We start from the raw sequence: 19,205 nt of genomic DNA, 5'->3' as shown, positions 1-19,205 counted from the left end.
CGATCAGGGCTTCGCGGCATCAGTGCCATGCTCGGGCATGTCCGCCATCGGCGCACCCCCGGCGGCATGACCATCATGGTTCATTCCGGCCATCGGCGCGCTTTGGTCCGCATTGTCCCCAAGCGGCATCGCATCGTGGGACATACCTTCCATCGGCGCATCCATGCCTGAATGCTCACCCTGCGACATGTGACCGCCTTTGGCATCGATCATCATCATCTCGTTCATGCACATCTTGGATGTGTCGACGCACATGTTAACCACCGCATCAAACAATTCCGGGTCAACACTGCTATAATAGTGCACCGGCTCTGCCGTGGTCGGCTTTGCCAGGTCCAGATATTGTGCCCGACCAAGCTCGCCTTTGCCGTCAGACTTCACTTTTGCAACCCAGTTGTTAAAGTCAGCCTGGTTCATACCGTGAAACTTGAAATGCATGTCTGAAAAGCCAGCCCCGCTATAGTTCGCAGAGAAGCCCTTATAGACACCTTCCTTGTTGATCACGGCATGCAGTTTGGTTTCCATGCCGGCCATCGAATAGATCTGGCCAGCCAAAGCCGGGATGTAGAAGGAGTTCATGATCGAAGAAGACGTGATCTTGAAATTGATCGGCACGTCAACCGGGGCGGCAACTTCATTAACCGTGGCAATACCCAGTTCAGGATAAATAAACAGCCACTTCCAGTTCAATGAAACGACTTCAACGGTCAGCGGTTTCATGTCCTGGGTCACAGGCCGCGACGCATCCAGCCGATCGAGCGGACGATACGGATCAAGCGTATGCGTGCTGACCCAGGTGATCGCGCCCAACGCAATAATAATAAGCAGCGGAGCAGACCAAATGATCACTTCAAGACGGGTGGAATGGTGCCAGTCCGGCTCATATTTCGCGTCTTTATTTGACTGACGGTATTTCCAGGCAAAAAACACAGTCAATGCCATCACCGGAATGATGATGATGAGCATGAGAATGCTGGAGACAATAATCAGGTCGCGTTGCTGCACCGCAATGTCGCCCGAGGGGTGCATCACAACCAGATTGCATCCGTTTAGCAGAAGCAAAAGAGGGGCTATCAGCAGGCCGCGTGAAAGTTTTGATGACATACGCTTGATCTTTTGACCAGTCTCAGGACGAGACCATTTTTAAACAAAACAGCAACATCCGCATTGAGCCCCAAAGGCCCCAATCACGTCAATTGCCTGTCGTTCCCGGATTCAGTTTCAAAAACATGACAGTAAAAGCCATCATGTTTGACGAAAATTAAGCTGGTCAAATTCCAACCAGTGACCGGATTGCTACATCCGACCGCCAATTTTGTCAACCCCGACACCCCAGCTTTTCCGCCACATTTGCCATGCCTGTGCGTCATAAGTCACATCCCCAATCAAGGGGCGATTTGACTTCAATGATTTACAAGGTCATAGTTGTTATAAGACCAATTCAAAATCTGGCTTTGACCCAACCATAAAGGTCATGAAACACAAGGGAGGGGTATAATGAGTTATCCCAGTCAGTCTTACGTAGCAGCATCTTCATCACAACTCGAACGTGATGTTCGCCAGCTTTCAACGCGCACGCAAGTAGACCCCGGCAAGATCGCTTTGGGTGTCATTATTGGTCGCACAGCCGAGTTTTTCGACTTTTTTACATATTGCATTGCAGCAGTAATTGTATTTCCCCGCCTCCTGTTCCCGGCTGACGATCCCGTCACCGGAACATTGTATTCCTTCGCCATTTTTTCACTCGCGTTCATTGCCCGTCCGGCAGGGTCGCTTTTGTTTATGGCGGTTGACCGGCGATATGGCCGGGGTGCGAAACTCACAGTTGCAATGTTCCTGTTAGGTGGCTCCACCGTCGCCATTGCCTTTATCCCCAGTTATGAAAGCGCTGGTGTCCTGGGTATTTACCTGCTGTGCACCTTCCGTTTTGCTCAGGGACTCGCCCTTGGCGGCGCATGGGACGGGCTGGCATCCCTTCTGGCCCTTAATGCGCCACAAAACCGCAAAGGCTGGTACGCGATGATGCCCCAATTGGGTGCGCCCGCGGGCTTTATTGTTGCCGCCGCTCTCTTTGCTTACTTCATGATGACGCTAAGCGATGCCGATTTTATCGACTGGGGCTGGCGTTATGCCTTCTTTGTCGCCTTTGCCATCAATGTCGTCGCTTTGTTTGCCCGCTTGCGCCTGGTGGCAACCACCGAATTTGGTCATCTGCTTGACCAGAACGAACTTCAGGCCGTGCGGATAGCTGACACCTTCAAGGTTCATGGCCGCACCATTTTGCTTGGTGCCTTCCTGCCGCTGGCAAGTTATGCCCTGTTTCACCTCGTCACTGTCTTCCCTCTCAGCTGGGTCAATCTTTATACCGACCATTCCGTGGGCCGGTTCCTGATCATTCAGCTGATTGGTGCGGTCCTCGGCATGGGCACCATTGCGGCATCGGGCATCATTGCGGATCGCATCGGTCGGCGCAAATTACTGGGCATTTGTGCCGTTGTGATTGGTCTGGGCAGTTTTGCCGCCCCCTTCCTTTATGAGGCCGGGGCGATTGGTGAAGACATTATTGTTCTGGGCGGCTTTGCCATTCTGGGCCTGTCCTTTGGTCAGGCTGCCGGGGCACTGGGGTCAAATTTCCGCAAGCAATACCGTTATACCGGCTCGGCCATCACATCGGATCTGGCGTGGCTGATCGGGGCCGGTTTTGCCCCGCTGGTCGCCCTGTTTCTGTGTGACCGGTTTGGTCTGATCATGGTTGGCGCCTATCTGTTATCCGGTGCGATCTGCACGCTGATCGCACTTTATTTCAACAAACAGATGGTCGAAACCCGGGCAGACTAACCCGCAACGCGCACCACGCACAGCTTGATCTGGCATGAAGGGCGGCATCAGAACGATGTCGCCCGTTGCCATTTAAAGCACTTTTGCACCCGATCACCTATGACGGAAACAGACCGCACCGCCATCACGCAAACGTACAAGTCCACTGTGATTACGGCTGTGTGCGGATCATGCGACGCAAACGCTGCATCACATCGTAATTGCTGGCTTCCATCACACTTAATGCCATAAGGGCCTGTTCAATATTTCCGGCGCGATATTGCCGAACGGCGACGCGGGCTTTTTCATGCACCAGGCGGTGCGGTTCTTCCATTGCGGCAAAATCCGGCAGGTTGGCAAATTGTCCCTGCCCCGCCCCGCCATAATACCATTGGCCCAGCCGACAATCGGTTTCCGGGGGAAAATCGGCCTCGGTTGCGGTTGAAAGGCCCATAAACACCCGATAAACCTCCAGCTTCAGCTCCAGTTCTTCAAGATTGGCCAGCTCGATCTCGCTTAACATCGCCGCCGTTGCCAGCGCGTGCGACGATTGATCGGAAATTTCAACAATCCGGCCCGTGCGTGTCAGAATATCGCGCGCTTCATCCTTCAAATGGCTGGCAGCGTCGGAATTGGCCCGCATATTGTCATCGGTGGTGCTGGCGGTCTTTTTAATGTCGCGCACCAGCGCGCCGATATCGTCGGTCGCCGTTGCCGCCTGCCCGGCGAGGGTGCGAACTTCGGTTGCAACCACAGCAAACCCGGCCCCGGCGTCACCGGCGCGCGCCGCTTCGATGCTGGCATTAAAGGCCAGCAAGCGGGTCTGACGCGAGACATTATCAATCAGCGCTAAAATGGTGCTGATGCGGTTGGCATCGGCGTTTAATTCGGAAATTTTCTGCGATGCCTGATCAACCTTGGCACTGATTGAAATAATCTCGGCGACCATTTCCTGCAAGCTGACCTGGCTGGCCTCGGTCTCGCGCCGGGAATCCTGGTTCGCGCGGCTATGATCAATCAGCAATGACGATAGCTCGCCAAATGATTCCCGTACCGACACCAGCGAATGGCCAAACCCGTCAAGATTGCGAAAAACAACCTTGTAAACATCGCGCTCATGCTCAAGCTCGCGAATGCGCGCCAAAAGCCCGGCTTCGCGCGCCGTCGCTACCGCCGCAGAATTCGCGCCTGTTGCCCCACCATCCGGTCTTTCCTGCAATGCGTACATGCTGTCCTCCGCACTTTGCGTCTGTTCATCCCGTCTTTCGCTGCACCGGGTTTGGGCAACAAAACATCTTCTCTTAACATATATATTAAATACATGTTAATCCGCAAAATGCATGGCTGATGTGACGGCGCGCCGCACTGCAAACGGCATTTTCATTTTTTCGGGGTGAAAATTCGCGGATTGCTTAAAGCAGGCACCAGCCCCAATATATCGGCAAGGGCTGCTTGTGGCGCAATCAGATCGGCCAGCACATAGCCATCGAGAACGGCATAAAATGCTTCGCGCGCCTTATAAAGGGCACCGCGCAAAATGCAGGCCGCTTCTATTTTGCAACAGCCCGCATGTGCCGGGTCAAAACATTCAACGATATGGCTGTCTTTTTCGGTTTCGCGCACCACCGCACCAATATTGATCTCGCCCGCGTCGCGCGCCAGCATCATGCCGCCGCCCTTGCCGCGCACAGTGGTAATGATGTTTTGCCGCGCCAGGTGATGCACAACTTTCGTCAAATGATTGCGCGAAACATCATAGGCAATGGCAATTTCATCAATCGTCGCCAAACCGTCGCCGTGCACCCCCAGATAAATCAGGGTACGCAAGGTATAATCGCTAAAAACCGTCAACCGCATTGTGAATTCCTGACACGACAATTGCCGACAACACCAACAGATCCGTCATTTTCCGGTCTGTGGCCCTCTTTGGTGCCCGGCGCCACCTGGCGCATATACCGCAAAGCAGGCCTCAGAACCAATATTTTAAATGCATCTTATATTCCAGACACGGCCTGCCCGATAAGGCCGTTTCTTTCACCAGCCATAAAAAAACGCCCCCGCGAGAAGGGGCGTTTTTCATGCTTGCTCATTCAGGGTGCAAAACACCAAGACAAATATGTCCGCTTAATCCAGCGGCGGCAAATCTTCTTCAAGGATCATGATCTGCAGCGAATAACTAACTTCGCCTTCGTCTTCATCACGGTGCAAAACACCTAGAAATTCCTCGCCGACACGCATTTCAATCGGATGATCCTTGGCGCGCGGCGGATCAATGGCAATGCGGTTATTGTCAAAGGTGCGACGCAAATACTTGGTTACCCGTGCGATTTCGGTCGGTGTCATGCTCTGCTTCCTTGTTTACATCTGTGGTCGACGATGAGCCGTGCCCAAACAACGGCACCTGGCGCGTTTGCGTCCCGGTTCGGTGAAAGGCGATAAATTACGTGCTTTTCCTTTCACAAACCGGACCGATAAATCAAGCCCGTCAATCGTAAAACGACCATTTTTTTACCTCGTTCCAATAAAATACACATCCTGCCCCGTCATATCCAGCCCCTGGCGCATGATAAATATGCTGGTATCGGGGTGCGCCCGTTCAAGGGGCACCGCAAAGGTGGTTGCAAACAGGACCCCATATGTTTAAGCCAAAAGAATGACCCATCACAGCAATGACGCCCTTTCTCCTGCCCCGGCAGCCCCCACCGGGCAGGCAGATCACCCGGTATTATACAGCTTTCGCCGCTGCCCCTATGCCATGCGCGCCCGCATGGCCTTGCTGGCCGCGGGTATTGATGTAGAACTGCGCGAAGTTGTCCTGCGCGACAAACCAGCCGCCATGATCACCGCATCCCCCAAGGCCACTGTTCCGGTGCTGGTGCTGGCCGATGGCACCGTCATTGATGAAAGTCTTGAAATTATGGTCTGGGCCCTGGCCGAGGCCGATCCGCAACAATGGCTTACCCCGGCCAGCGGCAATCTTGACGATATGCTGGTTTTGATCGCGCAAAATGACGGCCCGTTTAAAAACCATCTTGATCGTTATAAATATGCCTCTCGCTATGAGGGGGCGGACCCGGTTTTTCACCGTGAACAGGCCGAAAAAATCCTGAACCGGCTTGATGGCCGACTTGCGGTTGGCCAATACCTGTATGGAAGCCGCCCGGCCCTGGCCGATTTTGCCATTGCCCCGTTCATTCGCCAGTTCGCCCGCACCGACCTCGAAAAATTTAACGCCCTGCCCTTTGCGCATTTGCAACGCTGGTTGCATGACATGCTGCAAAGCCCGTTCTTTACCAATGCGATGACCAAATATGCCCAATGGCACGAAGGTGACAAACCGGTCTTGTTACAGGCGACCGACAAAACAACATCCAATATTCAACCGCAAGCAGGCTGGTAAAGGCCCATTGCCTGTGGTAGCAACGCCTGCATTGAACCATTCCACCTTCGGGGACCCGGACTGATGGCCGATTATGATGTCAAGCCGTTGATCACTGCTGAGGAAATTGCCGCGAAAATCGATACGCTGGCAACCCAGATCAACGAAAATTTCAAAGATACCCAAAAGCTGATCGTGGTCGGCTTGTTGCGCGGATCGTTCGTGTTTATCGCCGATCTGGTCCGTAAACTGACCGTACCGGTCGAAGTCGATTTCATGGTGGCGTCAAGCTATGGTGACTCGACCGAAAGCTCGCGCAATGTGCGCATCATCAAGGATCTTGACGGGCAAATTCGCGGCAAGGATGTGCTTTTGGTCGAAGACATCATTGATACCGGCTACACCCTGTCCGAAGTGGTGCGCCTGTTAAACACCCGCGACCCCAACCGCCTTGAAATTTGCACCTTGCTGAACAAACCCTCCCGGCGCGACATCAATATCGACATCGATTATTGCGGCTTTGATATCCCCGACGAATTTGTGGTCGGCTATGGTATTGATTACGCCCAGAACAATCGCAACCTGCCTTTTATCGGCACGGTGCATTTTCACGGCGAATAAATCATTCTTCGCTTGTCTGCGAGCAAAAATACAAAACCGGCGATCGGGCTTTCCCGTTCGCCGGTTTTTCTTATTCAGCATCGCTGCCCGCACCCTGAAAGCTATTTTTGCATCATGCCGGGGTCACGCGGGAACGGTTCGGTCTCAGGACCAACCAAATCCTCAGCTGCATCACGGGCGTCGTGGGCCGCACGTTCGCTGGCTGCGGCATGGGCGGCCTCGGCCTGCGCCACGGCAACTTCAGCGGCGCGCTGGCGCTCGAACGTGCCCAAGCCGTGCAAATCCTGCAAGACGCGCTCCAACCCCTGATTCATAGCTTTTTTATCCCCTTGCCCGGTCGCAAAACCGGCACGGGCGGCATCCATCAACAAATCTATAATAACATCTTCCTCGGTGCGGCCCGCTTTTGGTGTCTGCCCGGGTTTGTCCTGCGAGAATGTCGGGCTTTTACCAAACCAGATCGCAGCCACAACAAGGCCCAGCACAATCAACACAATGCCAATGGTCAGTGCGGAAACCACAGGCCCAACCTGGGCTGCCAGCGCCATATAAATACCCGCCAGCACAAACCCGGAACCCACCAGCATAACCAGCCCAATCACGGCGATGGCCGCAAGCCTTGCAGCTGCGGCCTGCGCCATGTCACCGATGGCATCGATGAGCTGATCGATCATCGTTGCAGCAGACGACCAATTAACAGGCCGACGCCAAAGGTCGCGGCAACCGTTAGAAGCGGCCGTTCACGTACCTGATCAACAGCCACGTCACGGGCGTGGTCAAACTGTTCGCGTGCCTGGCCTGAAACTTCACGGACCCGCTGAGCTGCTTGTGCGCCGCGGGTTCCTACACTTTCGCCAGCAATCGCCTTCAGGGTTTTGGTCACCTCTGCCAAATCCTTGCGCAGAGTTTCGACCTCAGCCTGAAGTTTTGAGGTGTCGGCACTCGTATCGGCTTCGCTTTTGGTCACCATTAAGACCTCCTTGTTTTGTTTTCAACCGTTGCCTCACACAACACCCCCCTCTAACGCACGACAAGGCCTGCCGGTTCCAAATCAATTGTGATGATTTAGAGGCAGCTGATATTAAGGGAAGCATGCTTTAATAAGGCAAGCCGACATAATTTTCCGCCAGCATCGTTTTGCCTGCCTGCGATGACAGCACATAATCCAGTTCGGCCTGGCGCACCCGGCCATCAAAACTGTTTTCATCGCCAAACCGGTGCAACATGGATGTCATCCACCAGGAAAAACGTTCCGCCTTCCACACCCGTGCGGTTGCCGTTACCCCGTACCCCGCCAGAAGCGTATCATCATTATCCTTAAATCGGGCAACCAGAGCACGAGAGAGATAATGAACATCGCTTGCCGCCAGGTTTAATCCCTTCGCCCCGGTTGGCGGCACAATATGGGCGGCATCGCCTGCCAAAAACAGCCGCCCGTGCGCCATGGGTTCGGCCACAAAGCTGCGTAGCGGCGCAATGCTTTTTTCAAACACCTCGCCTTCATTAACCAGATCGGCATCTTCCGCGCCCAGCCGCAGGCGCAATTCATGCCAGAACCGGTCATCGGACCAGTCTTCTATTTTATCATCGATCGGCACCTGCACATAATGGCGCACCACCGTTTGGGATCGCATTGAACACAGGGCAAACCCTCGCGAATGGCTGGCATAGATCAGTTCATCGGCCGCAGGCCTGGCCTTTGCCAACACCCCTAACCAGCCAAACGGATAAACCCGCTCGAAGGTTTTTAATGTTTCCTTGGGCATGGTCTGGCGGCCGACCCCGTGATAGCCATCGCACGCGGCGATATAATCGCAGGTTATGCGATATTCGGTGCCATCTTTAAAATATCGAACACCGGGCCGATCACTTTCAACATCGTGCAGACTGACATCTTCAGCGCCAAATACAATGTCGCCGCCATGTGCCAAACGCGCCGCAATCAGGTCCTTGGTCAGTTCGGTCTGACCATAAATCATTACCGTCTGCCCGCCGGTCAGGCTTTTCATATCAATATGATGGCGCTTGCCTTCAACGCTGATGTAAATGCCATCATGTAAAATGCCCTCGGCATTCATCCGCGCATCCACACCCACGTCGCGCATCAAGCCAACGGTTCCCATTTCAAGCACTCCGGCGCGAATGCGGCTTTCAACATAGTCGCGGCTTTTGCGCTCCAGAATAACGGAGTCGATGCCCCGCACATGCAGTAAATGCGACAACAACAGGCCTGCCGGGCCACTGCCAATAATAACAACAGGAACATGCATGACGTTTTCCTTTATGATCTTTTTATAAAACGGCGCAAAGGCCGCCTCCCGATTGATCACAGGATAAAACGTCGTCGGTTGGGGTTGAATGGACAAACCGGGAAAAGAACAGCACAAAACGAACATCTATAACCAAATGGCTATTGAAAACATTTTAATGCTTATAAGTGCCAAACGGGCCGGAATAATTTACCCCGAAAAATTATGTTCGCGATGCTCGAACACCCAGCTTTCGGTCAATAATCGACCGTTGGCTTTTAGGGCGGCGCGCAAGTTAACCGGCCCGGTGCCATCGGGGAAAATATCAAACACCAGCCGCCAGTAATCCTGCCCGACCACGCGCAAACAATAGGCGTTTTGAATGGCGGCGTGACTGGCCGTCACATCGGGGACCACGGTTTTTTGTTCGGTAGTATAATTGGCCAGATCCCCCCCGGCAAAATCGATGGCGTATTTCAAACCTTTATCCGGGCGTTTTTGCCCCGGCACCCCGGCCCGCCCGGTGCGGGTTGCGATGACGTGGCCAACTTTTGCATCGCCAAACAGGGCATCCACCATCCAGTGCATCCGGTATTGAAAGGCGCGTTCTTCGCCCGCTGGCACCTCTTCGTCCGTTGTCCAATAGGCAACGATATTGTCGTGGATTTCATCGTCAGTGGGAATTTCCAGCAACTGAACCATGCCTTTTTGCCACTCGCCCTTGGGTTCAATCCACAAAGACGGGCGGCGTTCGTAAAACACGCCGTCATCTTCGTAATTGGCAAAGTTGCGGTCGCGCTGCATTAGCCCGAACCCCTTGGGCGATTGATCGACAAAGCTGCTGGTGCGGGTTTGCTTTGGGTTATCAAGCGGTCGCCACAGGCGCTCGCCGGTCCCGGTCCAAATGGCCAGCCCGTCATTGTCATGAATTTCCGGCCGCCAATCGACCGCTTCGTCGCGGTTGATTTCCGAAAACCAGAACATGCTGGTTAACGGTGCCACACCAAGGCGGCGCACCGCCTGGCGGGTAAAAAACCGCACTGTCACATCCATGACGATATCATGGTCATTGGGCTTCTTGCATGTCATCTGCATCGCCCCGGTCAGGCTGGGGCTGTCTAGCAACGCGTAAATCCGCATACCACCATCATGGGTGGGCGCCAGCCAGAACTCGGTAAAGCGGGGAAATTCTTCGGTTTTGTCATGCAATGCCGTGTTAATCGCCACCGCGCGCGCCGACAGTCCATACTGGTCTTGCGGCCCGGCAGAGCGAAAATACGACGCGCCCAAAAAGGCCAGCCAATCCCGCGATGGATCATTGTCATATAGCAGGCGAAACCCGCCCCACCCGGCATCCTGTGGCATATCGGCGGCTTTGATATCGCCGCTATAGCGAAACGCCGACGGGTCATATTGCACTTCCTGTGCCTGCCCGTCGGTGACGGTATAAATGCGGACCTTTTCCATACTGACGCGGTTTTGGTGAAACAGGGCAACCGGCGGCACGCCATCGGTATGCCGCCACAATGACTTTTCGGTATCAAATTTGATGTGCTGATAGGCATCGTAATCAATGCGCGATAAGACGTTTTTTAACGCATCGGAAATTTCAGGGGCCTGATAGGGCTTTTGCGCCTGTTCTCGCGCCCAACCAAGCACCCCTTCAAACGAAAACGGTTTTTTCGCCCCCATTGGCAATGGGCCCCCTTCGGCGGCAAAGGCGCGTGATACCACACCAGGCACAAGGCCCGCGGCGGCGGCGGCACTTACAAAACCAATAAAATCCCGACGTCCCATTTTCACGCCCATCAAACGACCTTCACCTTTAAAATCCTGTTTCGGCATTGGTTTTTCTTAAATCACAAAGACTTGCAACCAAATTATTGCCTTTAGCGGCACCGATATGCCGGTTAAAAATGGCATTGGCAGGGCCAGCATCAATCGCCCCCCCATCAATCAACCAACGAAAACCGGCCCCGTCAGTTCCCGCAGCAGCGCAGAACGCCAAAATTAGAATGCGGTCGGCAAACATTAAGTGATGATTTTCCACACACTTTTATAATCATGTAAAAATGTGCATAAAATTTAATCTCAGCACTGTCGCCCAATCGGGGGCGCTGTGCTAGACTTCAATTGTTACTTCTACAACACACTGTTTTCACTACGTTTTGCGAGATAGATGCAACATCTGACCGGACTTGTCGTTTTCACCGACCTGGATGGCACCCTGCTGGATCACGATGACTATTCCTGGGAGGCCGCCCGCCCGGCCATCTCCCGGTTGCGCGAAAACGACATTCCCCTGTTGGCAATTTCTTCAAAAACCCTGGCCGAATTACAGGTTTTCAACACCCGGCACCATCTGTTTGCCGGGCTGATTGGTGAAAATGGCGGCGTGATTGAAATTAACGGTAATTTGCGCCTGCTTGGCCCACAAACCGCCACCATTGATGCGGCGCGAAATGAAATTGCCAAGGCAATATCCGTCCCGGTGGCGGGGTTTCGCACCAGCACAGCGGCTGACATCGCCAGTGCCACCGGCCTGCCACGGGCCGATGCCGCCCTTGCCGGGCAACGCAACTGCTCCGACCCGCTAATATGGTCCCCAAGCGAAAATGACATTGCCCTTGCCGGGAACATTGCCCGCCAATTTGGGTTAAAACTGGTAAAGGGAGGCCGCTTTTACACATTATGCGGCCAAACAGACAAGGGGGCGGCCATGCAAATGGCCCTGACCATGTTGCAAGAAGGCGGAAAACTTCCGCAAAACCGGGCCGACATCACCACCATTGCGCTCGGCGATTCCCCCAATGATGCCAGCATGCTGACCCATGCCGACATTGCCGTGCAAATTCCGGTTAAACACGGCCCTGTTCCCAGCCTTGAGCTTGGTGGCCATCCGGCCCGCCTTGCGCCAAAACCGGGGCCTGATGGCTGGAACACCAGCATTCATGCGATACTTAACGATCTGTCGCAAATAACACCATCAAAAACAAAAGCGAGGTAAAAATGGCCGATTTTCATCAGGGTGGCCCGATCACAACCCTGCATTCGATTATTGATCGCGACCCGGAAGAACTCGCTTATGAAATGACGGCATTTGCCCGATCCCGCCGCCAGACCCTGATTTTGCCGTGTCTGTATTCCGAACTGGAAACACCGGCAATGACCACCATTCTTGAAGGGCTTAAAAAAGCCACCTATATCGACCAGATCGTGGTCGGGCTGGACCGGGCCAACGAAACCCAATACGCTTATGCCCGCGAATTTTTCAAAGACCTGCCCCAACGCACCCGCATTTTGTGGAATGACGGCCCCCGCCTGCGCGCCGTGCATGACCGGTTGGCAAACTATGACCTGGCCCGCTATGAACCCGGCAAAGGCCGCAATGTGTGGTATTGCATGGGCTATACGCTGGCAACCGGGCGCAGTTCTGTTATTGGTATTCACGATTGCGACATTGCCACCTACACTCCCGACCTGCCCGCGCGCCTGATGTATCCCATTGCCAACCCGGCATTTAATTTTGCCTTCGCCAAGGGATATTATGCCCGCGTTGCCGGTGGCACACTTAAAGGCCGGGTTTGCCGCCTGTTTGTAACCCCGCTTATTCGCGCGTTAAAACAGGTGGTCGGCAAAACCGATTTTCTTAATTATCTTGATTGTTTCCGCTATGCGCTGTCGGGCGAAATTGCCATTCGCACCGATGTTGCCTATGGGCTGCGCGTGGCGTCCGACTGGGGATTGGAAATTTCGATGCTGTCGGAAATGTATCGTAACCATACCGTCCATCGCCTGGCGCAGGTCGACATTGCCGACATTTACGACCATAAACACCGCGAATTTGACCCGGCCGAGAAAGACGATGGCCTGTCACGTATGGCCAGCGACATTGCCAAATCGCTGTTTCGCAAACTCGCCACCCAGGGCACAGTTTTCTCGCACGAAACATTCCGCACGCTTAAAGCCACCTATTACCGCACGGCCCTGGACCTGATCGAACAATACCGCGCCGATGCCCTGTTTAATGGCCTTAAAATCAACCGCGATGAAGAAGAAAAATGTGTCGAGGTTCTGGCTGAGGTCATCATCAGTGCCGGCCAGCATTACCTTGAAAACCCGCTGGAAAGCCCGTTCATTCCCAGTTGGCAGCGGGTTGAAAGTGCGATGGACGACATTTTCGAACAGCTTTCGGCCGCTGTTGAAGATGATTTAAATGACGGTGAAATTGGCAAAGGCGTATAATTCCAGCTTCACGCGATCATGATTTAAAACAGGTCGGGGAAGTTGCCTTCCCCGACCTGTTTTAAATTTAGCGCCCCGATAATTATCACACCGGCATGGCATCGCGATAACGTTGCAACAAACGGCTTTCGGTGCGATGACGCCCATCCAGATTGGAAATCCACAAAATCTGATAGGAGGCCAAGGTCATGATGCCGTCATAGTCAGGAATAATTTTGCCCGTGATCAGGTCCTGCCAGCCTTCATTCATGATCAGGTTAATGCGCGACAAATCCAGGTCCTGATCCTGGGCTGTCAGGTTAAAGACGCAGAAAATGCTTTGATCATTCAAATGGCTTTGCCGCCAAACCCCCAACAATTCCGACCCCAGATTAAGGGTATATTGGGTAGCATTGGGATGAAAAGCCGGTTGCCCCTGGCGGATCGCCATCAAGGCGCGCAGTTGCTCGAACACCTGCCGGGCCGGGCCGGGCGTTTCCAAAACCGCTTCTGCATCGGCCAATTGCCAGATTTTACGGTTTAACCGCCGTGGAATACCAGTTTGCTGATAGCCGTTCTGGTCATTTTCCGATGCAAAGATCGACTGCACATAAATCGCCGGAATACCTTCCAGCGACATGGCAATCGCCTGCGACATCACAAACCGTTCCATGCCAAAATCCCGTTCCCCGGCAAAACTTTCGGCCAGCATGCTAAACAATGTCACATTCAGCTCATAGGGGCGCTGCCCACCGCCCGCGAGCGAGCGATAGCTGACCTCGCCGCCCATTTTGCGCGCATGTTCTGTCATCTGGGTAATATCATCATCGGGCACGATATTTTCCGCCGGGCGCAAGCCAATACCGTCATGGCTGGCGGTAAAGTTAAAAAAAGTGCAGCCCGCCGGGGCGGGCGGCATCGCCATGATGCATTTGCGGATATAATCCGACCGACCGCTCAGCAGCGCGTGCAAAATCACCGGCGGCAGGGAAAAATTGTAAATCAGATGGGCTTCGTCCTGCTGGCCAAAATAAGACAGGTTTTCAACCATCGGCAGGTTGGTTTCGGTAATAAACACCAGATCGGGTGCCACGGCATTGGCCGCCAAACGCAGTGCCTTGATGATTTTATGGGTCTGTTCGGCGTTAATGGATGCTGTGCCGGATTCTTTCCAGATGAACCCGATCGCATCAAGCCGAATCACACTGACCCCGTGACTGACATAATCAAGCACGATTTTCAGAATTTCAAAAAACACATCGGGGTTGCTGTAATCAAGATCAACCTGATCATAGCTAAAGGTACACCAGACATGCTTTGGCCCCAACGCGGTTTCAACCAGATTTAACAAAGGGTGGCTGCGCGGGCGCACCACCTGTGAAATGTCGTCATCCGGGCTGGCGGTTTTAATGTAATTAACACCCGGTTCCTGCCCGGCCAAAAATTGCCCAAACCATTCATGCGAGGCCGAAATATGATTCGCCACCAAATCGGCCATCACTTTGGCATGTTGGGATAAATCTTCGACATCCGCCCAACTGCCCAGTTCCGGGCGCAGGGTGGTAAAATCGGAAACCGAAAAACCATCGTCGGATGTAAAGGGGTGAAACGGCAAAATATGAATGCCCGGCAGCCAGTCTTTCAGCCATTTCTGATGAAAATCGCGCAAAGATTTAAGGCCCTGATAGCCATTGCGTGAAATGCTGTCGCCATAGGTAATTAAAAAGGCGTCGCGCTGGTCCCATTTGCGCAGGGTTTCTTCGCCGGGTTCGGGGCCGTCGCCTTCAATTGGCAAGTTCAGCACATCGAACACGCGCCGCACCAGCAAAACCGGGTCATGCTGCGGGTAAACATCGGTCAGCAAATTTCGCATTGCACTGGCAAAGGCGATCCGCCCAGACGTTCCAACAACCCGGTCCATTTGACCTCCTTAAAACAGGCAATTCAAATAATTGAATTCAATCAAATAATTTTTCTGCCTGGGATGCAAGCAGGGATTTGCGATTGCCCGGAAAACAGGCAGCACAAATCCACCGCATCGCAACATCATGATGTGCCCGGCACCCCGTCTTTATGGGGCAATGGTAATTTCAACCAGCGCGTGGGTAGCCGTGGTTTCAATATGGGCAATGGCCTGTGTTAACACCCCCATCAAATCATCGGGTTTTTCCACCCTGGCGGTCCAGGCGCGGCTGGCTTGGGCCGTTTTAGTAAAATCGGGGCTGGGTTTTAACGACGTCAGCGGCATACGATTGGTTTTTGAAGCATAGCCATCGGGATACATCCCGGTGACGGACTGGCGGACCGCCCCCCATTCGTTATTGTTTAAAACCAAAATCAGCACCGGCAGGTTCAAGGCCTCGGCGATTTGGTGGCAGGCGGTCGGGTTGGCAAACATATAGGACCCGTCACCCATGGTTGCGACCACCAACCGGCCCCGATTGGCCAGCGAAAAACCCATGGCCGCCGGGAAGGACCACCCCAAACCACCCGAATGCGGTTCCTGATACCACGCCTGATGATGGTCCATATCCATCGGTTCTAACGGGCAACCAAGTTCGGAAAATACTGTGGCGTCCTTGTTCGCGATTGCAGCCGAAACACAGCGCGACACATAGGCCTTTGTCATTGGTGTGGTGGCACCGGCATCGGCGGCGGCCAAGGCCCTTTGCCGGGTTTCGTGGTTGCGCGCGGCCACCGCGTCATAGCGCGTTTGGCATTTGTCGGCATGGTCGGCATATTTGGGGGCCATTGCTCCGGCCAGTGCCAAAATAACATTGGCGGTTTCACCCGCCAGCGACACATCAGCGGGGAAATTTCGCGCTGGAAACCGGGCATAAAGCGGGTTCTGTCCAATCTGGATCACCTTGCAATCATCGGCCAGGGTATGAATATCGGGTCCCCACGGGGCCAAACAATCAATCACCACCACCAGATCGGCCTGTTTCATATAGGCCGCCGGGTCCATACCGCCAAACATGGCGTGCCCGGTGGGGATCGCCAGCTGGATCGCCCAATAGTGCACCACCGGAATGCCCCATTGGCTCGCCAGATACGATAGTGCCGCGAACCCCGTAGCAGACCCCGCCCCACGCTGGGCTATGATCACTGGGCGCTCTGCCTGGGCCAGCATATCGGCGGCCTTCGCCAGCACATGCCGGGGCGGGGCCACCTGCACGGGCATCATGCGCGACGGGCTTTCAATGGCATCACCCGGGCATGGCTCGCACAAAACCTCGCGCGGCAGGCTGACATATACCGGGCCTTTGGGCACCGAATTGGCAATCGCATAGGCGCGATCCACGGTTTCGGGTACTTGTTCAGGAAATTTCAGTTCGTAATCCCACTTTACCGCTTCGCGCACCAGGGCGGTTTGATCGCGCATTTCCTGGCCCCAGCCAATAGGCACGGTGCGCGCGCCCAAGCGCCCCTTTTCCATCACCGGGGTGCGCCCGGAAAACAACAGGATCGGCACATGTTCGGTCGCGGCATTAATCGCGCCAATCGCACAATTGGCCAGGCCAACATTGGTATGCGCCATCACCGCCTGGGCGCGCCCGGTTGCCAGATAATAGCCATAGGCCATGCCCATGGCGGCATTTTCGTGCGGCATGATCAGGGCTTCGGGCAGGTCAATATCCCTCGCGGCGGCTTCGGCCAATCCTTCAATAATCGGGGGAAAATCGGTACCGGAATTGGCAAAAATATAATCAACCCCCACCGCCTTCATCCGCGCCAAAAGCGCACCACCCGCCGTCAGAGTTAATTCTGTTTTGGTATGACCCGACATGTACCACCCTGCTAATATTTCTATAATTGAAATTTTATTTACAATATAGTATACTACCCCGGATTTGCCGCCGTCAAGCTGCGGCAAATTCTGCGCCACCATAACCACACCCCACCCCGGCCCTTTTTGATTTTGCAAAGGCACTGGCATGACGACACAGTTAAACGGATCGGTGTTAAAGGCATTTCGCATTCTTGACCTGTTCGCCGCAGGACGCAGCGAAATGACGGCTGGCGAAGTTGCAAAGGACCTTAAAATCAACCTGATCACGGCGCACAGGTTTTTGCATAGTCTGGAACAGGCCGGGGCCTTGCGGGCAAGCGCCCGCGGGGTTTTTCGCCTGGGCTATATGTTTGCCGACCTGGGTGAACGGGTTATGCGCGATGGCGGCCCCGCCCCGACCCTGCAACCGATATTGGACAATCTGGCACGGGTCACCGGCGAAGCCTGCATGGCAACCCGGTTTGAAACCGATATGGCGGTGTGCATTGCCAAGGCCATGCCGGGCCGGTCACTGTATGTGGATATCCGCATTGGCAGCAAACTGGATGCCTTTTGCACCGCCCATGGCAAATTGTGGCTGGCCTTTATGGTGGATGAAAAACGCGAGGCCTACCTTGCCACCGCCCGCCTTTCCCCCCTGACAGCCACCACCATTACCGGCAAGTCGGCGTTAAAACAGGAACTGGACCGCATTCGCGAAGATGGTTTTGCCTTAAATGACGGCGAACGCGAAAGCGACATTTACGCCATTGCCGTGCCGATCACTAACCGCACCGGCCGCATGGTTTGCGCCATTTCCACCTTTGGCACCGCAAGCAGCATCGTTAACCAGCGCAGCACCAGCCTGTTGCACTACCTGAAAGATGCCGCCCGTGCCGCGCAAAACGCCCTTTATGGCACCAGCAGTGCTGGCGCGTGAGTTGACACATGCCCGTTAGCGCCTACATGCCAGGCGCTTTATACGTGGGAAACCAGCCTGCCCGCCCCGTGGTGAAACGTCAAATCGACGAATTTTCCGCCTTTTTCGACAAAACTGCCCCTTTTGGTCAAAGATAATAACCAAATCATCACCGTTAACATTGCATCGCCCCCGCCCAAACGGCATAAAGCGACACGTCAAACTAAACCAAAACAAAAGCAGAGAAGGCCGCAATGCCCCTTTCCCCGTCATCACCTTACCCTGACCGCTATGCCCTGTTTGATCGGGATAAATGGCAGGCTGTGGGTGAAAACACGGCCTATCATCTTGCTGCGGCCGACCTTGATGCGCTGCGCGGTCTGAACGACACCACCGATCAGGACGATCTGTCGGCAATCTTTGCGCCGCTGATCCATCTGATTCGCAGCCACCGGGACCATTTGGCAGCCCTTAAAACCGGGATGGGCAATGTTTTGGGCACCCCGCCGCGCAAAGCCCCCTATATCATTGGCGTTGCTGGCAGCGTTGCGGTGGGCAAAAGTACGTTTTGCCGGGTTTTACGGCAAATGCTGGCGCAATCGCTTGGCGCAAATGGCCAGGTTGATTTGATGTGTACCGACGGGTTTTTATGGCCGCTGGCCGACCTCGAAGAACGCGGCCTTTTGGCGCGCAAGGGTTTCCCCGAAAGTTACGACCGCCGCGCCCTGCTAGATACCCTAGAGCAAATCAAGGACGGGGTGGAGCGGGTTGAAATACCGGTTTATTCGCACGTCACCTATGATATCGACCCGAACCGCAATCAGATTATCGACACCCCCGATATTCTGATTGTCGAAGGGTTGAATGTATTGGAAATCAGCACGGTAGGCAGCCCGGTTGCCCCCACCCATGCCGGGGACTATTTTGATTTCACCCTGTATCTTGATGCCGACGAAGATGACATTCGCACCTGGTACATTCACCGTTTTCTCACCTTGAAAAACAGTGTGTTCCAAACGCCGGAATCCTATTTCCACCGCTATGCCCATTTAAATGACGACGAAGCCCGCACCCTTGCCGGCGACATATGGGCCAATATCAATGCCAAGGTTTTGGAACAGCACGTTGCCCCGTCGCGTTTTCGCGCCGATGCGATTTTGCGCAAGGGCAAAGGCCACCGGGTGGAAACGGTTGCCGTGCGCAAACCGTAAAACATGCTTTAAC

At 54.3% G+C, this 19,205-nt stretch carries 18 protein-coding genes; 7 read left to right on the top strand and 11 right to left on the bottom strand.

The features are described 5' to 3' along the window. Positions 1 to 3: 3 nt before the first annotated feature. Positions 4 to 1,104, bottom strand: coding sequence for a ubiquinol oxidase subunit II (gene cyoA, locus AAC086_RS10305; protein ID WP_339778475.1), 1,101 nt, complete (start codon positions 1,102 to 1,104; stop codon positions 4 to 6). A gap of 393 nt (positions 1,105 to 1,497) precedes the next feature. Between cyoA and AAC086_RS10300 the strand changes: the two genes are divergently transcribed. Next, positions 1,498 to 2,838 (top strand): MFS transporter, encoded by a 1,341-nt coding sequence (locus AAC086_RS10300; protein WP_339778473.1) that lies wholly within the window; start codon positions 1,498 to 1,500, stop codon positions 2,836 to 2,838. Between the two features lie 151 nt (positions 2,839 to 2,989). Here the strand turns inward: AAC086_RS10300 and AAC086_RS10295 are convergent, their stop codons facing one another. The 3 genes from AAC086_RS10295 to AAC086_RS10285 all read right to left on the bottom strand — a co-directional run bounded on the left by AAC086_RS10295 (position 2,990) and on the right by AAC086_RS10285 (position 5,160). Then, positions 2,990 to 4,045: a methyl-accepting chemotaxis protein gene (locus AAC086_RS10295; RefSeq protein ID WP_339778471.1), complete on the bottom strand. Its 1,056-nt coding sequence runs from the start codon at positions 4,043 to 4,045 to the stop codon at positions 2,990 to 2,992. Positions 4,046 to 4,197: 152 nt separating this feature from the next. Further along, positions 4,198 to 4,674 carry an Rrf2 family transcriptional regulator gene (locus AAC086_RS10290; RefSeq protein WP_339778470.1) on the bottom strand — a complete coding sequence of 159 codons (477 nt, stop codon included), beginning with the start codon at positions 4,672 to 4,674 and terminating at the stop codon, positions 4,198 to 4,200. A gap of 267 nt (positions 4,675 to 4,941) precedes the next feature. Beyond that, positions 4,942 to 5,160, bottom strand: coding sequence for a DUF3126 family protein (locus AAC086_RS10285; RefSeq protein ID WP_085589144.1), 219 nt, complete (start codon positions 5,158 to 5,160; stop codon positions 4,942 to 4,944). A gap of 310 nt (positions 5,161 to 5,470) precedes the next feature. On the opposite strand from AAC086_RS10285, the gene AAC086_RS10280 reads away from it, so the two are divergent. Together AAC086_RS10280 and hpt are read left to right on the top strand one after the other, a co-directional pair. Next, on the top strand, positions 5,471 to 6,217 hold the full coding sequence (locus tag AAC086_RS10280; RefSeq protein ID WP_339778467.1) for a glutathione S-transferase: 747 nt from the start codon (positions 5,471 to 5,473) through the stop codon (positions 6,215 to 6,217). A gap of 63 nt (positions 6,218 to 6,280) precedes the next feature. Further along, positions 6,281 to 6,817: a hypoxanthine phosphoribosyltransferase gene (gene hpt / locus AAC086_RS10275; RefSeq protein ID WP_339778465.1), complete on the top strand. Its 537-nt coding sequence runs from the start codon at positions 6,281 to 6,283 to the stop codon at positions 6,815 to 6,817. Between the two features lie 101 nt (positions 6,818 to 6,918). Here the strand turns inward: hpt and AAC086_RS10270 are convergent, their stop codons facing one another. From AAC086_RS10270 to AAC086_RS10250, 5 genes are all read right to left on the bottom strand, one after another. After that, complete coding sequence (locus AAC086_RS10270) at positions 6,919 to 7,491, bottom strand: hypothetical protein (RefSeq protein ID WP_339778463.1); 573 nt, start codon at positions 7,489 to 7,491, stop codon at positions 6,919 to 6,921. After that, positions 7,488 to 7,787 (bottom strand): hypothetical protein, encoded by a 300-nt coding sequence (locus AAC086_RS10265; RefSeq protein WP_339778461.1) that lies wholly within the window; start codon positions 7,785 to 7,787, stop codon positions 7,488 to 7,490. The genes AAC086_RS10270 and AAC086_RS10265 overlap by 4 nt, the downstream gene beginning before the upstream one ends. A gap of 127 nt (positions 7,788 to 7,914) precedes the next feature. Continuing rightward, positions 7,915 to 9,087: a 4-hydroxybenzoate 3-monooxygenase gene (pobA, locus tag AAC086_RS10260; protein ID WP_339778459.1), complete on the bottom strand. Its 1,173-nt coding sequence runs from the start codon at positions 9,085 to 9,087 to the stop codon at positions 7,915 to 7,917. Between the two features lie 189 nt (positions 9,088 to 9,276). Continuing rightward, positions 9,277 to 10,911 carry a glucan biosynthesis protein gene (locus tag AAC086_RS10255; protein WP_339778458.1) on the bottom strand — a complete coding sequence of 545 codons (1,635 nt, stop codon included), beginning with the start codon at positions 10,909 to 10,911 and terminating at the stop codon, positions 9,277 to 9,279. Beyond that, positions 10,892 to 11,098, bottom strand: a complete 207-nt coding sequence (locus AAC086_RS10250) for a hypothetical protein (RefSeq protein WP_339778456.1) — start codon at positions 11,096 to 11,098, stop codon at positions 10,892 to 10,894. The genes AAC086_RS10255 and AAC086_RS10250 overlap by 20 nt, the downstream gene beginning before the upstream one ends. A gap of 147 nt (positions 11,099 to 11,245) precedes the next feature. On the opposite strand from AAC086_RS10250, the gene AAC086_RS10245 reads away from it, so the two are divergent. Both AAC086_RS10245 and AAC086_RS10240 read left to right on the top strand, forming a co-directional pair. After that, positions 11,246 to 12,073 carry an HAD-IIB family hydrolase gene (locus AAC086_RS10245; protein ID WP_339778454.1) on the top strand — a complete coding sequence of 276 codons (828 nt, stop codon included), beginning with the start codon at positions 11,246 to 11,248 and terminating at the stop codon, positions 12,071 to 12,073. Positions 12,074 to 12,075: 2 nt separating this feature from the next. Beyond that, positions 12,076 to 13,311, top strand: a complete 1,236-nt coding sequence (locus tag AAC086_RS10240) for a glycosyl transferase (RefSeq protein ID WP_339778453.1) — start codon at positions 12,076 to 12,078, stop codon at positions 13,309 to 13,311. Positions 13,312 to 13,396: 85 nt separating this feature from the next. Here AAC086_RS10240 and AAC086_RS10235 read toward each other — a convergent pair whose 3' ends face one another. After that, positions 13,397 to 15,211, bottom strand: coding sequence for an alpha-amylase family glycosyl hydrolase (locus tag AAC086_RS10235; protein WP_339778451.1), 1,815 nt, complete (start codon positions 15,209 to 15,211; stop codon positions 13,397 to 13,399). A gap of 150 nt (positions 15,212 to 15,361) precedes the next feature. Next, positions 15,362 to 17,080 (bottom strand): thiamine pyrophosphate-requiring protein, encoded by a 1,719-nt coding sequence (locus tag AAC086_RS10230; RefSeq protein WP_339778450.1) that lies wholly within the window; start codon positions 17,078 to 17,080, stop codon positions 15,362 to 15,364. A 148-nt stretch (positions 17,081 to 17,228) separates the two neighbouring features. Between AAC086_RS10230 and AAC086_RS10225 the strand changes: the two genes are divergently transcribed. Both AAC086_RS10225 and coaA read left to right on the top strand, forming a co-directional pair. After that, complete coding sequence (locus AAC086_RS10225; RefSeq protein WP_339778448.1) at positions 17,229 to 18,002, top strand: IclR family transcriptional regulator; 774 nt, start codon at positions 17,229 to 17,231, stop codon at positions 18,000 to 18,002. 233 nt (positions 18,003 to 18,235) lie between these two features. After that, positions 18,236 to 19,192: a type I pantothenate kinase gene (gene coaA, locus AAC086_RS10220; RefSeq protein ID WP_339778447.1), complete on the top strand. Its 957-nt coding sequence runs from the start codon at positions 18,236 to 18,238 to the stop codon at positions 19,190 to 19,192. The last annotated feature ends 13 nt before the right edge of the window (positions 19,193 to 19,205 follow it).

The organism is uncultured Thalassospira sp. (genome assembly GCF_963976115.1).
GTDB lineage: Bacteria > Pseudomonadota > Alphaproteobacteria > Rhodospirillales > Thalassospiraceae > Thalassospira.
This window is presented reverse-complemented; position numbering and strand designations above follow the sequence as displayed.

What these genes read in the sequence shown, in the direction of transcription:
- hpt (WP_339778465.1), top strand. Translation starts at nt 6,281, where the DNA reads ATGGCCGATTATGATGTCAAGCCGTTGATCACTGCTGAGGAAATTGCC.
- AAC086_RS10255 (WP_339778458.1), bottom strand. Translation starts at nt 10,911, where the DNA reads ATGCCGAAACAGGATTTTAAAGGTGAAGGTCGTTTGATGGGCGTGAAA.
- pobA (WP_339778459.1), bottom strand. Translation starts at nt 9,087, where the DNA reads ATGCATGTTCCTGTTGTTATTATTGGCAGTGGCCCGGCAGGCCTGTTG.
- AAC086_RS10265 (WP_339778461.1), bottom strand. Translation starts at nt 7,787, where the DNA reads ATGGTGACCAAAAGCGAAGCCGATACGAGTGCCGACACCTCAAAACTT.
- AAC086_RS10245 (WP_339778454.1), top strand. Translation starts at nt 11,246, where the DNA reads ATGCAACATCTGACCGGACTTGTCGTTTTCACCGACCTGGATGGCACC.
- AAC086_RS10235 (WP_339778451.1), bottom strand. Translation starts at nt 15,211, where the DNA reads ATGGACCGGGTTGTTGGAACGTCTGGGCGGATCGCCTTTGCCAGTGCA.
- AAC086_RS10240 (WP_339778453.1), top strand. Translation starts at nt 12,076, where the DNA reads ATGGCCGATTTTCATCAGGGTGGCCCGATCACAACCCTGCATTCGATT.
- AAC086_RS10280 (WP_339778467.1), top strand. Translation starts at nt 5,471, where the DNA reads ATGACCCATCACAGCAATGACGCCCTTTCTCCTGCCCCGGCAGCCCCC.
- AAC086_RS10295 (WP_339778471.1), bottom strand. Translation starts at nt 4,045, where the DNA reads ATGTACGCATTGCAGGAAAGACCGGATGGTGGGGCAACAGGCGCGAAT.
- AAC086_RS10225 (WP_339778448.1), top strand. Translation starts at nt 17,229, where the DNA reads ATGACGACACAGTTAAACGGATCGGTGTTAAAGGCATTTCGCATTCTT.
- AAC086_RS10230 (WP_339778450.1), bottom strand. Translation starts at nt 17,080, where the DNA reads ATGTCGGGTCATACCAAAACAGAATTAACTCTGACGGCGGGTGGTGCG.
- AAC086_RS10300 (WP_339778473.1), top strand. Translation starts at nt 1,498, where the DNA reads ATGAGTTATCCCAGTCAGTCTTACGTAGCAGCATCTTCATCACAACTC.
- AAC086_RS10270 (WP_339778463.1), bottom strand. Translation starts at nt 7,491, where the DNA reads ATGATCGATCAGCTCATCGATGCCATCGGTGACATGGCGCAGGCCGCA.
- cyoA (WP_339778475.1), bottom strand. Translation starts at nt 1,104, where the DNA reads ATGTCATCAAAACTTTCACGCGGCCTGCTGATAGCCCCTCTTTTGCTT.
- AAC086_RS10250 (WP_339778456.1), bottom strand. Translation starts at nt 11,098, where the DNA reads ATGTTTGCCGACCGCATTCTAATTTTGGCGTTCTGCGCTGCTGCGGGA.
- AAC086_RS10285 (WP_085589144.1), bottom strand. Translation starts at nt 5,160, where the DNA reads ATGACACCGACCGAAATCGCACGGGTAACCAAGTATTTGCGTCGCACC.
- coaA (WP_339778447.1), top strand. Translation starts at nt 18,236, where the DNA reads ATGCCCCTTTCCCCGTCATCACCTTACCCTGACCGCTATGCCCTGTTT.
- AAC086_RS10290 (WP_339778470.1), bottom strand. Translation starts at nt 4,674, where the DNA reads ATGCGGTTGACGGTTTTTAGCGATTATACCTTGCGTACCCTGATTTAT.